Origin of the sequence: Duganella sp. HH101 (assembly GCF_001758795.1) — a bacterium.
Taxonomy (GTDB): domain Bacteria; phylum Pseudomonadota; class Gammaproteobacteria; order Burkholderiales; family Burkholderiaceae_D; genus Rugamonas; species Rugamonas rivuli.
In genome coordinates this window covers 132630-146824 of record NZ_LRON01000015.1, presented here as the reverse complement: position 1 = coordinate 146824, position 14195 = coordinate 132630, and the positions used below count along the sequence as shown (strand labels likewise).

Annotated in this window: 15 protein-coding genes and 2 tRNA genes; 12 read left to right on the top strand and 5 right to left on the bottom strand. The window is 59.6% G+C overall.

What is annotated here, in order from left to right:
• Window position 1: 1 nt before the first annotated feature.
• The 4 genes from DUGA2_RS22390 to DUGA2_RS22375 all read right to left on the bottom strand — a co-directional run bounded on the left by DUGA2_RS22390 (window position 2) and on the right by DUGA2_RS22375 (window position 2609).
• Window positions 2-433, bottom strand: a complete 432-nt coding sequence (locus tag DUGA2_RS22390) for a type II toxin-antitoxin system VapC family toxin (RefSeq protein ID WP_070271663.1) — start codon at window positions 431-433, stop codon at window positions 2-4.
• A 2-nt stretch (window positions 434-435) separates the two neighbouring features.
• Entirely contained in the window at window positions 436-642 is a 207-nt protein-coding gene (locus tag DUGA2_RS22385; RefSeq protein ID WP_070271662.1) for a hypothetical protein, read from the bottom strand.
• A 77-nt stretch (window positions 643-719) separates the two neighbouring features.
• Window positions 720-1376: a hypothetical protein gene (locus DUGA2_RS22380; protein ID WP_070271661.1), complete on the bottom strand. Its 657-nt coding sequence runs from the start codon at window positions 1374-1376 to the stop codon at window positions 720-722.
• A gap of 279 nt (window positions 1377-1655) precedes the next feature.
• The gene (locus DUGA2_RS22375; RefSeq protein ID WP_070271660.1) at window positions 1656-2609 is read right to left on the bottom strand and encodes a cation diffusion facilitator family transporter; all 954 of its coding nucleotides are present in this window, start codon (window positions 2607-2609) and stop codon (window positions 1656-1658) included.
• A 141-nt stretch (window positions 2610-2750) separates the two neighbouring features.
• Here DUGA2_RS22375 and DUGA2_RS22370 point away from each other — a divergent pair.
• The 12 genes from DUGA2_RS22370 (at window position 2751) to DUGA2_RS22315 (ending at window position 13432) form a co-directional block, all read left to right on the top strand.
• Window positions 2751-2827, top strand: a tRNA-Val gene (locus tag DUGA2_RS22370).
• Between the two features lie 57 nt (window positions 2828-2884).
• Window positions 2885-2961, top strand: a tRNA-Val gene (locus DUGA2_RS22365).
• A gap of 197 nt (window positions 2962-3158) precedes the next feature.
• Window positions 3159-5066, top strand: a complete 1908-nt coding sequence (gene thrS / locus DUGA2_RS22360) for a threonine--tRNA ligase (protein ID WP_008449411.1) — start codon at window positions 3159-3161, stop codon at window positions 5064-5066.
• A 19-nt stretch (window positions 5067-5085) separates the two neighbouring features.
• Window positions 5086-5625: a translation initiation factor IF-3 gene (infC, locus tag DUGA2_RS22355; protein WP_071658961.1), complete on the top strand. Its 540-nt coding sequence runs from the start codon at window positions 5086-5088 to the stop codon at window positions 5623-5625.
• Window positions 5626-5835: 210 nt separating this feature from the next.
• Window positions 5836-6033 carry a 50S ribosomal protein L35 gene (gene rpmI / locus DUGA2_RS22350; RefSeq protein ID WP_008449407.1) on the top strand — a complete coding sequence of 66 codons (198 nt, stop codon included), beginning with the start codon at window positions 5836-5838 and terminating at the stop codon, window positions 6031-6033.
• A 21-nt stretch (window positions 6034-6054) separates the two neighbouring features.
• Window positions 6055-6414: a 50S ribosomal protein L20 gene (rplT, locus tag DUGA2_RS22345; protein ID WP_026334467.1), complete on the top strand. Its 360-nt coding sequence runs from the start codon at window positions 6055-6057 to the stop codon at window positions 6412-6414.
• Between the two features lie 104 nt (window positions 6415-6518).
• A complete protein-coding gene (gene pheS / locus DUGA2_RS22340; protein ID WP_008449402.1) occupies window positions 6519-7538 on the top strand; it encodes a phenylalanine--tRNA ligase subunit alpha in 1020 nt (339 codons plus the stop codon).
• A gap of 67 nt (window positions 7539-7605) precedes the next feature.
• Entirely contained in the window at window positions 7606-10032 is a 2427-nt protein-coding gene (gene pheT / locus DUGA2_RS22335; RefSeq protein WP_070271659.1) for a phenylalanine--tRNA ligase subunit beta, read from the top strand.
• Between the two features lie 163 nt (window positions 10033-10195).
• A complete protein-coding gene (locus DUGA2_RS22330) occupies window positions 10196-10543 on the top strand; it encodes an integration host factor subunit alpha (RefSeq protein ID WP_008449399.1) in 348 nt (115 codons plus the stop codon).
• A 16-nt stretch (window positions 10544-10559) separates the two neighbouring features.
• Complete coding sequence (locus tag DUGA2_RS22325; protein ID WP_070271658.1) at window positions 10560-10976, top strand: MerR family transcriptional regulator; 417 nt, start codon at window positions 10560-10562, stop codon at window positions 10974-10976.
• Between the two features lie 145 nt (window positions 10977-11121).
• Complete coding sequence (locus tag DUGA2_RS22320; protein ID WP_008449397.1) at window positions 11122-11754, top strand: response regulator transcription factor; 633 nt, start codon at window positions 11122-11124, stop codon at window positions 11752-11754.
• Window positions 11755-11878: 124 nt separating this feature from the next.
• Window positions 11879-13432 (top strand): CHASE3 domain-containing protein, encoded by a 1554-nt coding sequence (locus tag DUGA2_RS22315; protein ID WP_070271657.1) that lies wholly within the window; start codon window positions 11879-11881, stop codon window positions 13430-13432.
• On the opposite strand, the gene DUGA2_RS22310 is transcribed toward DUGA2_RS22315, so the two are convergent.
• Window positions 13329-14135, bottom strand: a complete 807-nt coding sequence (locus DUGA2_RS22310) for a Crp/Fnr family transcriptional regulator (RefSeq protein WP_070271656.1) — start codon at window positions 14133-14135, stop codon at window positions 13329-13331. The two genes, DUGA2_RS22315 and DUGA2_RS22310, sit on opposite strands and share 104 nt — an antisense overlap.
• Window positions 14136-14195 lie beyond the last annotated feature (60 nt).

The following is a 14195-nucleotide window of genomic DNA, read 5'->3' as shown; positions in this document are numbered from 1 at the left end:
ACTAAAGGAAGGGATTAAGTATTTTTAAATTGGGCGTGCGTGAAAATGCATCGCCCTTGTCGCGCGTGACAACGACCAGATCATGTATCAAAGCGATCGCGGCAATCTGCTTGTCGATCGTATGCGGATCCCTTTTGTCGCCGGCAAGCAGGGAGCCCCACACGCGGCTTGCTTCGAGGTCGAATTTCAGGATGCGATCGCTGAAGTGTGAAATGACGTGGTCCAGCCAAAGCTCGTATTTTTCAGCCTGCCGCAATGCTTGCGCTCGCCCTGCGCGCCGCAGCTTCGAGATGCCAGCCTGGATTTCTCCGATGACTTGTACTGGTAAAAACAAGGTGTTGTCCTGAGCGTGGGAAAAAAACCGAACCACGCCCGCGTTTGCTGTCGGGCCTTTGCCATACTCGGAGAGTACATTGGTATCAATCAAAAACATGGCTACCTCAGGTCAAACAGATCATCGTCGCCAAAGTAGGGCATCTCAGCTAAAACCTCTTTGAAAGAACGCTTTTTTGGACGCTTGATCAGATAGGTGCGCAGAATCTCGCGGTGTTCAGCTTCCGCGCTACGTCCATTAGCAGCCGCCAAGCGTTTCAACGCATCAACGATCTCATCGTCCAGGTCGCGAACCAGTAGTTGAGACATGGCTTACCTCGCAAGTGATATCACTGATAGCAGTATAGGCGACGCTAGGTGCTTTGCAAACATGGGGAGTGCGAGCGTTACCGCTTCACGTGGGATGCAACCTGATCTATACAGGTACCCTCCTCAGTAGATGCCAATTTCATCAGGTCTGCCAAGGCTTCAATGGATGGAAGGTCTGTGATGGGAGGGTGTTTTGGTTTGGTTTGCTTGTGAGGGGTGAATGCTCCATCAAATGGCTGTTCGTACTGAATGCTGCAAGCTATCGCAAGCGCCTTATGGGTGTCGTGGTTGGCCATCGCTTCTTTTAACAAGCCCATGCCGTTGCATGCCTTGCCGCTTGCCCGGCTTAGGTCGACAACGACGGGCTGGGTAAGGTGCAAGCGATCTTCTACCTCCAGAAGGCCTACCCAACCCCTGATCGTTTGCGCTGTGTGGCGTTCCTCGCAATTGGCGTAAATCAGGTCTTTGCCGCCACCGTAAGCGGTTTGTGCAAATGGAGTGGTATCGCATGCAGAGGCATGGTAGGTCATGGCGGTAAAGCCGGTCTTTGTGCGAACTTCCGAAAAATACGCAACCCCATCAAGGTAAGGCTGAAGCGCCGACGGAAGACCATAATGAAAAGTTTGCGAGACCACCGGCTGGTGGCTGGAGCAGCTTCCTCTTCCGTCGGACATCCGCAGCAAGCGTCGCTCGGGTGCGCCGTCGATTGTCAGAATATATTGGAGCGAATTCATGGCCAATGGGTGGGCGTCAATAGTGACCTCAACCGTCGTCGGGTGATGACACCTTCACCGTTAGCGGGCCCGCTTCCTTGTTCGAAGTGATGGAGAAGGCGCGCGCATTCGTGCTTGTCGATGGGGCGTCTTGCGGCGTCAAGAACAGTACACCGCGAGCATTTGCCGGCAGACGCTTTAACGTGGCATGAACAAAACCAGCTGGTTCCACCCACGGGCAGGAGCAGGCCATCGCGAGATGGCTAAGCATGAGCGCGACGATCGTCGCCGCGATTCGGATCATAGGTGTGCCTGCGATGCGACTTCCGCCTGCAGGGTGATGTGGTCGATGCCATGCTTTTCCAGCAGCATGGCTTTAATAGCGTGCAGGATGTCCGGCCAGCGGGCGAGGTCGTCGATCTCGACGTGGCCGATCAGCGCCGGCTGGCCTGGCGACATGTCCCATACGTGCAGGTCGTGCACCGAGCGGACGCCGTCGATCTGTCCCAGGTCGGCGCCCACCTCCATATAGTCGATGTGGTCGGGCACGCCTTCCATCAGGAAGTGATAGGACTCGCGCAGCACGTCGATGGTGGACTTTAAAATCAGCAGCGCGACGAAGATCGACAGCAGCGGGTCGATCTGCATCCACCCCGTGTAATAGATGACGGCGCCGGCGATCAGCGCGGCCACCGAACCCAGCAGGTCGCCGATGACGTTCACCAGCGCGGCGCGGGTATTCATATTGCTGTCGCCACGGGACAGGATGTAGGCCAGCACCAGATTGATGAGCAGGCCGATGCCGGCGACGATAAACACCGTGCCGCCTTGCACTTGCTGCGGATGCGAGAAGCGCTGCACCGCCTCAAAGCAGATCCAGCCCACCAGCAGCAACAGCACCAGGCTGTTGACGAAGGCGGCCAGCGCCTCGGCGCGGCCGAAGCCGAACGAGTGGCGCGCCGACGGCGGCCGTTTGGCGATCAACTGTGCCAGTAAGGCCAGGCCCAGCGCGGCGGCGTCCGTCACCATGTGGCCGGCGTCGGAAATCAAGGCCAGCGAATTGGACATGAAGCCCGTAACGACTTCGACGACAGCGAATCCCAGCGTCAGCGCCAGCGACCACGCCAGCACCGACTGGCTGCGCTGCACATTGAAGTGCACATGCTGGGCGTCGCCGTCGCGGTGTTCGTGCAGGTGGGCGGACGGAGAGGGTGGCAGCTCTACGCTAGTACTGGCGCGGGTTTCGGCTTGCATCGGCTTCTTGTTGAAGTGGGAACAGCCGTAGTTTAATGGATGCGGCTAACTCGCGTATCGCATCGTCATAGTGCATTTTGTAAATGTTTCCGAATTATGCCCTTGTTTTTCTTCGAATCGCTCTCTATAATGCTGGTCTTCGGGCGGTTAGTTCAGCTGGTTAGAATACTTGGTCGACATCCAAGGGGTCGCAGATTCGAATTCTGCACCGCCCACCAGATTACGCAGTACAGTAGTAAGCAAGTAGTAAAAGCGCAGTAAAATAGCAGTACCACGGGCGGTTAGTTCAGCTGGTTAGAATACTTGGTCGACATCCAAGGGGTCGCAGATTCGAATTCTGCACCGCCCACCAGAACATGTAAGAGCGAGAAAGGCAATCCGGTTATGACACCGCGAACTACTACCAAGCTTTGGGAGTGACGCTAGTCGATCGGGATTCTTTTGCTCAAAAAAAGAGAAAACGCGGCTAGCCCGCGTTTTTTTTCGTCCGCGTTTTTATTATTATTTGTTGTACCACTACCTGGCGCCCGCGCCGAAATGGAGATCGTTATGCTTTCAGTTCGCCTTCCTGATGGTTCTGCCCGTGAATTCGACGGCCCAGTCACCGTTGCACAAGTGGCGTCCAGCATCGCAACCAGCCTGGGCAAGGCTGCATTGGCCGGCAAGGTTGATGGCAAAGTGGTGGATACCTCTTTCCTGATCGAGAAAGACTCCGATCTGGCCATCATCACCGATAAGGACCCGGAAGGTCTGGACGTGATCCGTCACTCGACCGCCCACTTGCTGGCCTACGCCGTCAAGGAGCTGTTCCCTGATGCGCAAGTGACCATTGGCCCGGTCATCGAAAACGGTTTCTACTACGACTTCTCGTACAAGCGTCCGTTCACGCCTGACGACCTGGTCGCCATCGAAAAGAAAATGGCCGAGCTGGCCAAGAAGGACGAACCTGTCACCCGCAAGGTGCTGCCGCGCGACGAGGCCGTTGCTTACTTCAAGTCCATCGGCGAAGCCTACAAGGCCGAGATCATCGCATCGATTCCTGCCGACCAGGATGTGTCGCTGTACTCGGAAGGCAGCTTCACCGACCTGTGCCGCGGCCCGCACGTGCCATCGACCGGCAAGCTGAAAGTATTCAAGCTGATGAAGCTGGCCGGCGCCTACTGGCGCGGCGACAGCAAGAACGAAATGCTGCAGCGTGTCTACGGCACCGCCTGGACCAAGAAGGAAGATCAAGAACAGTACCTGTTCCAGCTGGAAGAGGCGGAAAAGCGCGACCACCGCAAGCTGGGCAAGCAGCTGGACTTCTTCCACTTCCAGGACGAGGCGCCGGGCCTGGTGTTCTGGCATCCGAAGGGCTGGACCATCTGGCAGCAGGTTGAGCAATACATGCGCAACAAGTACCAGGTCAACGGCTACCAGGAAGTGAAGGCGCCGCAGATCCTGGACTCCAGCCTGTGGGGCAAGACCGGCCACTGGGATAACTACCGCGAAAACATGTTCGTGACGGAGTCGGAAAACCGCTCCTACGCGCTGAAGCCGATGAACTGCCCGGGCCACGTGCAGATCTTCAACAGCAATATGCGTTCGTACCGCGACCTGCCGCTGCGCTACGGCGAGTTCGGCCAGTGCCACCGCAACGAGCCTTCGGGCGCGCTGCACGGCATCATGCGCGTGCGCGGCTTCACCCAGGACGACGGCCACATCTTCTGCACCGAAGAGCAGATCGAGCCGGAAGTCGTGGCTTTCCACACGCAAGCGATGGAAGTCTACAAGGACTTCGACTTCAATAACATCGAAGTCAAGCTGGCGCTGCGTCCGGACAACCGCATCGGCACCGACGAAGTGTGGGACGAGGCCGAGGACGCGCTGCGTTCGGGCCTGCGCGCCTGCGGCGTGACCTGGACCGAATTGCCGGGCGAGGGCGCGTTCTACGGTCCGAAGATCGAGTACCACCTGAAGGATTCGCTGGGCCGCCCATGGCAGGTTGGCACGATGCAGGTCGACTTCTTCATGCCGGAGCGCCTGGGCGCCGAATACGTGGCGGCCGACAACAGCCGTCAGGTGCCGGTCATGCTGCACCGTGCGATCGTCGGCTCGATGGAGCGCTTCATCGGCATTCTGATCGAGAACTACGCGGGCGCCTTGCCGGCATGGCTGGCGCCGGTGCAGGTATCGGTGCTGAACATCTCCGATGCGCAGGCCGAATATGTGGCGCAAGTGGCTGAAAAGCTGCGCCGGAGCGGGTTCCGCGTGCAGACCGATTTGCGCAACGAGAAAATAACCTATAAAATACGTGAACATTCCGTCCAAAAACTGCCCTACATCCTTGTAGTCGGCGATAAAGAGCGGGATGCCAACACCGTCGCTGTGCGGGCACGGGGTAATGTCGATTTGGGCGTCATGTCCATCGATGCCCTGATCGAGCGACTTCAGCAAGACGTCGCCAACAAAGCCTGATCGCACAGTTCTTCATTAGATTTTAAAAGGAATCACCATAGCTACTGACAAGTCGCATCGCATCAATGGCGAAATCACTGCCCCTGAAATGCGTTTAAGTGGGGTCGATAACGAGCCTCTCGGTATCGTGAGTTTGGCCGAAGCCTTCCGCCTGGCGGAAGAAGCAAACGTCGACCTGGTCGAGATCGCGCCTACCGCGGTCCCGCCGGTATGCCGTTTGATGGACTACGGCAAATTCAAGTATTCGGAGCAGAAGAAGGCTCACGAAGCGAAATTGAAGCAGAAAATCATCGCCGTGAAGGAAGTCAAGTTCCGTCCGGGTACCGATGACGGCGACTACAATATCAAGCTGCGTAACCTCATCAAGTTCCTCGATGAAGGCGATAAAACCAAGATCACGCTGCGTTTCCGCGGCCGTGAAATGGCGCACCAGGATATTGGCTTCCGCATGCTGGAACGTCTGAAAGCCGATCTGGAGCCATACGGCCAGGTCGAGCAGTTCCCGAAGATGGAAGGCCGCCAGATGATCATGGTGCTGTCTCCGAAGAAAAAGAAGTAATCCTGCTGTAAAGGCAATATGGGAGGCGCTGCGGCGCCTCTCATAATTTGTGGTGCAGAATTGCAGCAACTGGTCTATAATTGCCGGCTGTTGTAATGTAGTGGACTCGCATCTGCTGCAAAAACAAGTGAAAGCAGGCATCTAAGCGTGACGTAGTGTCACCACCTGCAATCCTGTTTGATATGGAGCTACCCAAGAGGGTAGATTGCTATGCCAAAAATGAAAACCAAAAGCTCCGCGAAAAAACGTTTTCGCGTGCGTCCAGGTGGTACTGTTAAATCGGGTATGGCGTTCAAGCGCCACATCCTGACCAAGAAGACCACCAAGAACAAGCGTCAGCTGCGCGGCACCCGTAACATCAACGCTTCGGACGTCACGTCCGTCATGCGTATGATGCCAACCGCTTAATCTCACAACTAAGGAGTTACTATGCCTAGAGTAAAACGTGGGGTTACAGCTCGTGCCCGTCATAAAAAAGTATTAAACATGGCCAAGGGTTACCGCGGTCGTCGCAGCAAGGTATACCGTGTTGCCAAGCAAGCAGTCATGCGCGCTGGCCAATACGCTTACCGCGACCGTCGTAACAAGAAGCGCGTCTTCCGCCGTCTGTGGATCGCTCGTATCAACGCCGCTTCCCGTGAGCATGGCGTGACGTACAGCGTCTTCATGAATGGTCTGAAGAAAGCTTCGATCGAACTGGACCGTAAAGTCCTGGCCGATATGGCAGTGATGGACAAGCCAGCGTTCGCTGCGATTGTCAACGCTGTGAAAGCAAAAATCGCTGCTTAATACGCAATGATTTAGACGCCGTATCCCGGTCACGGGATAACGACTGAGAACGGGGCAAAGGTATATACCTGTGCCCCGTTTTTGATTGAGGATAAGAAAAACGCATGGACTCCCTGGAACAACTCGTCGCCTCAGCAGTGCAGGATTTCGACGCGGTCAAAGATGACGCCGCCGCACTGGAAAATGCCAAAGCCAAATATCTGGGCAAGACCGGCCAGATCACCGAATTGATGAAGGGTCTGGGCAAGCTGGACCCTGAAGCGCGCAAGGCGCAGGGCGCCCTGATCAATGCTGCCAAAGGGCAGATTGAAGCGGCGCTGACGGCCCGGCGCGATGCGCTGGCCGACGCCCAGATGCAAACCCGCTTGAACGCCGAGGCCATCGATGTCTCGCTGCCTGGCCGCGGTCGCGCCGGCGGCGGCATCCACCCGGTGATGCGGACCTGGGAGCGCGTGGAAGAGATCTTCCGCTCCATCGGTTTCGACGTGGCCGACGGCCCCGAAATCGAAAACGACTGGACCAACTTCACGGCGCTCAACAGCCCGGAAAACCATCCAGCCCGTTCCATGCAAGACACCTTCTACATCGAAGGCAACGACAGCGAAGGCAAGCCGCTGCTGCTGCGCACGCACACCTCGCCGATGCAGGTGCGCTACGCCCGCAGCCACACGCCGCCGATCAAGGTGATCGCGCCGGGCCGCACCTACCGCGTCGACAGCGACGCCACGCACTCGCCGATGTTCCACCAGGTCGAAGGCCTGTGGATCGCCGAGAACATCAGCTTCGCCGACCTCAAGGGCGTGTACCTGAACTTCGTCAAGGCCTTCTTCGAGACCGACGACCTGCAAGTGCGCTTCCGTCCATCGTACTTCCCGTTCACCGAGCCGTCGGCCGAGATCGATATCGCCTTCGGTTCCGGTCCGCTGAAGGGCCGCTGGCTGGAGATTTCCGGTTCGGGCCAGGTACACCCTTCGGTGGTGCGCAACTTCGGTCTCGACCCGGAAAAATACATCGGCTTCGCCTTCGGCTCCGGCCTGGAACGCCTGACGATGCTGCGTTACGGCGTCAGCGACCTGCGCCTGTTCTACGAAGGCGACCTGCGCTTCCTGAAGCAGTTCAACTAACAATAACGAAACGGTCGAGCGCCACCGAGGTGCGCGCTCCCGTCGGACTATCTTTGAAGGCTTGATTATGCAATTCTCCGAAAACTGGCTCCGTACCATGGTCGATCCGAAGATGACTTCGGACGAACTGGCCCATCTGCTGACGATGTCCGGCCTGGAAGTGGAAGAAGTCGAAGCCGTGGCGCCGCCGTTCTCCAACGTGGTCGTCGGCCATGTGCGCGACATGGCCAAGCATCCGAACGCCGACCGCCTCAACGTCTGCCAGGTCGACGTCGGCACCGGCACCTTGCTCAACATCGTCTGCGGCGCGCCGAACGTGCGCCCGGGCCTGAAGGTCGTCTGCGCGATGGCCGGCGCGATTTTGCCGCCCGGCGCCGACGGCAAGCCGTTTGAAATCAAGGTGGGCCAGCTGCGCGGCGTCGAGTCGCAAGGCATGCTGTGCTCGGCCAAGGAACTGAAACTGTCGGAAGAGGGCAGCGGCCTGCTGGAACTGCCGGACGACGCACCGGTCGGCCAGAACTTCCGCGACTACTACGCGCTCAACGACCTCAAGTTCACCATCAAGCTGACCCCGAACAAGGCGGACTGCCTGTCGGTGCTGGGCGTGGCGCGCGAAGTGTCGGCGCTGACCGGCGTCGCGCTGCATGTGCCGTCGTTCCGCCCGGTCGCCGTCAACAGCGCCGAGGTGCTGCCGGTGAAGATCTCGGCGCCGGACCTGTGCGGCCGCTTCTCCGGCCGCGTGATCCGCAACCTGAACGCCAAGGCCGCCACGCCGGACTGGATGAAGCAGCGCCTCGAGCGCAGCGGCCAGCGCTCGGTGTCGGCGCTGGTGGACATCTCCAACTACGTGATGCTGGAGCTGGGCCGCCCTACCCACGTGTTCGACCTGGCCAAGATCCACGGCGGCCTGAACGTACGCTGGGGCAAAGCCGGCGAGACGCTCAAGCTCTTGAACGGCAATACCGTCACCGTCGACGAATGGGTAGGCGTGATCGCGGACGACAAGGAAATCGAATCGCTGGCCGGCATCATGGGTGGCGATGCCACCGCCGTCTCGCTGGAGACCGAATCGATCTACCTGGAAGCCGCGTTCTGGTGGCCGAACGCCATCCAGGGCCGCGCCCGCAAGTACAACTTCTCGACCGACGCGGCGCACCGCTTCGAGCGCGGCGTCGATTACGCGACCACGGTCGAGCACATCGAGCGCATCACCTCGCTGCTGATCGAAATCTGCGGCACGCCGACCACGCAGGTCGGTCCGGTCGACGACCAGATCGTCAACGTGCCCAAGCGCGCGCCGGTGCAGATGCGCACCGCCCGCGCCCAGAAGGTGATCGGCGTCGCGCTGGACGACCAGACCATCGCCGACATCTTCACCCGCCTGGCGCTGCCGTTCACGCTGGCCGATGGCGTATTCTCGGTGACTTCGCCGTCGTACCGCTTCGACATCGAGATCGAGGAAGACCTGATCGAGGAAGTCGCGCGCGTCTACGGTTTCGAGAACATCCCGACCGTGGCGCCGGTGGCCGCCAACACCATGATCATCGCGCCGGAAAACACGCGTTCGCTGTTCGCGGTGCGCCACCAGCTGGCCGACCTGGGCTTCCAGGAAGTGGTCAACATGAGCTTTGTGGACGCGGCCTGGGAGCAGGACTTCGGCGGCAACGCCAACCCGATCAAGCTGCAGAACCCGATCGCCAGCCAGATGAACGTGATGCGCTCGACGCTGATCGGCAGCCTGGTGGCCAATGTGCGCTACAACCTGAACCGCAAGACCAGCCGCGTGCGCCTGTTCGAAGTCGGCGCCATCTACCTGCGCGACGACAGCATTCCGGACGGCCCGCTGACTGTGGCCGGCTACCACCAGCCGAAACGCGTGGCCGCCATGGCCTACGGCAATGTGGCTGACGAGCAGTGGGGCCAGGACAACCGCGCGGTCGATTTCTTCGACCTCAAGGCCGACCTGGAGCACCTGTTCGCGCCGCTGTCGCTGCGCTTTGTCAAGGCGGAACACCCGGCGCTGCATCCGGGCCGCTCGGCGCACGTGCTGCTGGACGGCAAGGTGATCGGCTTCATCGGCGAGCTGCACCCGCGCTGGCTGCAGAAGTACGAGCTGCCGCATGCCCCGGTCGTGTTCGAGGTTGATGCGATTGCTTTGCAGCAACGATCTGTGCCAGAATATGCAGAGATCTCCAAGTTCCCAGGCGCGACCCGCGATCTGGCCGTGGTCGTCAAGCAAGACGTTCCAGCGCAAGATCTGCTGGATGCATTTAATGCTGCCGTGCAAGTAAATCCGCATGGCAAGATCGTGCAAGCCATTGTTTTGTTTGATGAATATCGTGGTAAAGGACTAGAGGCTGACGAAAAATCGCTTGCTTTCCGCTTTAGCTTGCAAGATACTCAAAATACGCTGCAAGACGATGTGGTCGAGGCTGTGATGAGCGCCGCCGGCGACGCCGCCAAGCAAAAACACGGCGCCCGTTTGCGCACGTAAGCGCCACCGTAACTTGTTGTAAAATCGTCATTTTTGACCATTTGGGAGTCCGGCCTTTGCCGGACTCATTCGTTCTTAGATAAGGCAGGGCAGGAAAATTAATAATAACGACGTCGATTCCGCCGTACTCCAATCCGCATTGGCTGCCGATTTGCATCGGGCCATGCAGGTGGCCAAGGTACGCCAGGATGCAGAAAAAGATTTGCCTACGCTGACCAAGGCGGAGCTGGCCGAACTATTGTTCGAACAGGTCGGCTTGAACAAGCGCGAGGCCAAGGACATGGTGGAAACCTTCTTCGACGAGATTCGCAATGCGCTGGAGCGCGGCGAAGCCGTCAAGCTGTCCGGTTTCGGCAACTTCCAGCTGCGCGACAAGCCGCAGCGTCCGGGCCGCAACCCGAAGACCGGCGAAGAAATTCCGATCACGGCGCGCCGCGTGGTGACTTTCCATGCCAGCCAAAAACTCAAGGGCATGGTCGAAGAGACAAATCCGATGGCGCGCGCCGCCTGAGTGGGACTGAGCCGTGATGAATGACCGCCTCGTCAAATCCGAACTGGTTGTGCTGCCGCCGATCCCGGCCAAGCGCTATTTCACGATCGGTGAAGTGAGCGAGCTGTGCGGCGTGAAGCCGCACGTGCTGCGCTACTGGGAGCAGGAGTTCACGCAGCTCAAGCCGGTCAAACGGCGCGGCAACCGCCGCTACTACCAGCACCACGAGGTGCTGCTGATACGCCGCATCCGTGAGCTGCTGTACGAGCAGGGCTTCACAATCAGCGGCGCCCGGAATAAGCTGGACAGTCGTGCGTATGACGGCGCGGCAGCGGAGTATGATGGCGGTTTGGCGGTCGGCGGCGTGCCGCCGGCGGACCTCCCGGCGCCGCTGGACCGCGACATGATACGCGGTGAATTGCAGGCGATTTTGAGTTTGCTCAAGCAGGCGTGATGCGCACTGCTGCCGCGTGGCGCGGCTAGTGGGATGATTGCTGCTATAATTTCAATATTATTCATTCATCAGCGAGGCTGATGGACGGTGGCGTGCAGTCCGGTGGGGCCCAAGCCGCATCGACCGGACAAGACGAGGGGAAACAATGATACGCGTTGCCATTTGTGACGACCATCAGATAGTAAGAGCAGGATTCAAACAGATTTTTTCATCGGCGGACGACTTCGACGTGGTGGCGGAAGCCGGTACCGGACGCGAAGCGCTGGATATCGCGCGCCGCGAGATTTGCGACGTGCTGTTGCTCGACATCGCCATGCCCGACCAGAGCGGCATCGATACGCTGCGCACCATCCGCCAGGGCCAGCCGGATCTGCCGGTGCTGATCCTGTCCGGCTATCCGGCGCAGCAGTACGCGCTGAACCTGTTCAAAATGGGGGCCAACGGCTACCTGAACAAGGAATGCGAGGCCGACGAGCTGATCACCGCCGTGCGCACCGTGTACCAGGGCCGGCGCTACGTCAGCTCCACCGTCGGCGAACTGCTGGCGCAAAGCTTCGACCGCGATCCCAACACGGCGCTGCATACCGAGTTGTCGGACCGCGAGTTCCAGGTCTTCCTGCGCCTGGCGCGCGGCGCCACCGTGTCCGACATCGGCGTGGCGCTGTCGCTGAGCATTAAAACCGTCAGCACCTACCGCACCCGCATCATGGAAAAAATGGGCATGCAGTCGAACTCCGACCTGACCTACTACGCCATGAAGAACAATCTGCTGGATTGATCCCCCGGGGGCGCGCACGCTTGCCGCGCCCCGCAAAGAGCATCCCTTCCTTCGTCGGTCTATAATTCGGCTAGCGTGGCGTATGTCCGCCCCGGATTAACCCTAGTGAAGGAAACTCATCAGGATGTATTTCACTGTCGAAACAGCGCCGCATCATCGCCTGCCGCTGTACAAGACCGTCTTGTGCGTGACCTGCGCGCTGCTGCTGATCGTCAACGGATTCAGCCTGTTCCACAATTTGCAGGCGCTGCGCGGCGCCCAGGTTCTGCTGGGGCAGACCGCGCGGGTGGCCGACCGTCTGCAATACCTGAACGTGCTGGTGCTCGACGCCGAGAGCAGCATGCGCGGCTATTTCCTGTCGGGACGCGACGCCTATCTTGGGCCGACCAAGACCGCGCTGGCGGAAACCGAGATCGAATTCAAAGAACTGGAAAAGCTGCTGGCCGATAATCCATCGCAGCTGAAGAACCTGGCGCAGCTGCACACGCTGGTGCGCCGCCGCCTCTCCATCATGAGCCAGGCCATCGATGTCTACCGCGAGGGCGGGCTGGACGAGATCGTCAAGATCGCCAAGCTCAGCGATGGCCGCGCCAGCATGGACGAAATCCGCCTGCAGGTCGTCATCATGGAGCAGGAGCAGAACGAAACCATGGCCTCGCGCAGCGCCATGTTCTACCAGGAATATCAAAAGGCCGTGTTGCTGGGCATGGGCATCAACGCCGTCGCCATCGTCGTGCTGATCATGTTCTACCAGCTGGTGCGGCGCAGCTTCGCCAACCGCGCGCAAGTCGAGCACGCGCTGCAAAGCGCCAACGAAAATCTGGAATCGCAGGTCGAGCAGCGTACCGAACAGTTGTCGGTGCTGTCGCGCCACCTGATCAGCATCAGCGAGGAAGAGAAGGTGCGGCTGTCGCGCGAACTGCACGACGAGATGGGCGCCAACCTGACCTCGATCAGCATGGACATCGCCGCCGTCACCCAGCAGTTGCAGAAGACCGATCCCGAACTGGCGGCGCAACTCAAGCGCGCCCGCGCCACGCTGGTGGAAACGGTGGAAATGAAGCGCCGCATCGTCGAGAACCTGCGTCCGAGCTTGCTGGACAATCTGGGCCTGTGCGCCGCCATCGAAAGCTATTGCAACGAGTTCAGCCGCCTGGCCAAGGTGCGCTGCGATTGCGACGTCAGCGCCGATATCGAAAACACGGCCCGCAATTCCGGCGACCTGTCGATCGCCTTGTTCCGCATCGTGCAGGAATCGCTGACCAATATCCGCAAGTACGCCAAGGCCAGCCGCGTCACCGTCACGCTGAGCCGCAACCATGATGGCCTGGTGCTGCGCATTATCGATGACGGCATCGGCATCGCCTCCAACACCATCGTCAAGCCCATGTCGCATGGACTGCTGGGCATGCGCGAACGCGCCTTGTTGCTGGGCGGCTCGCTGACCATCCGTCGCGGCCGCAACGATGCAGGCACCTGCATCGAAGTTTCCATCCCGCTGCGCAATCGCGCGCCGGCGGAAGAGCGCCGTGCCGATGCGGCCGTGGCGCTGCCTCCGGCCATCGCCGAAGTGCTTAGCAGCGTGCTACATCCACCAGCAGACGGTCGTATTCCGTCTTCGCCACCTTATAGCACTCACCCGCATACGCCTCCAAGCCTGAGCGATCAAGCACAGTGATGTTGCCGCGGCGGTAGGTGATCAGGCCGTCGTCCTGCAATTTGCCGGCGGCGGCGGTGATGCTTTCGCGGCGCACGCCCAGCATGATGGAAATCATTTCCTGCGTGACCTTCAGTTCGTTCGATGGCGAGCGGTCCAGGCGGTCCAGCAGCCAGCGGCACAGCTTTTGTTCGATCGAGCTGTGGCGGCCGCCGACGGCGTTCTGCGCCATCTGCGCGAACAGCGCGGTGTTGTAGCGCATCAGCAGCGCGGGCAGGGCGCCGCCCTGGTTGAACGCGTCGCGCAGATGCTGGGCTTTCATGCGGTAGCCGTAACCGGCCGCCTGCACCACGGCGCTGCACATGGCGCGCTCGCCTTCGAACAGCGAGACGCCGACGACGCCCTCGTGTCCTACAACGGCGATCTCGGTGGTGGCGCCGTCTTCCATCACGTACAGCAGCGAGACGATGGCGGTGGTCGGGAAGTGCACGTACTCCATCGCGCCGCCAAATTCAAACAATTCTTTGCCGAAGGGCAGTGTTACCAGTTCCAGGTGTTCAAACAGCGATTCCAGCACGTCGCGCGGGAGTGCGGCCAGCAGTTCGTTCTGCTGGGCGCCGCTGTAGCTGACAACAGGCCGCGACGCAACGTCGAATTCTTTCGAGCGAACCGCCATGCGTGGCGCGGCGGTTTTTTCGGTTGCGTTAAGTTGGGTGTTGTTCATTTTGTTCCTCACAATCTGGCTATACAAGAGCACCGAAGCAGTGCTGCGGTGTGGGTATAA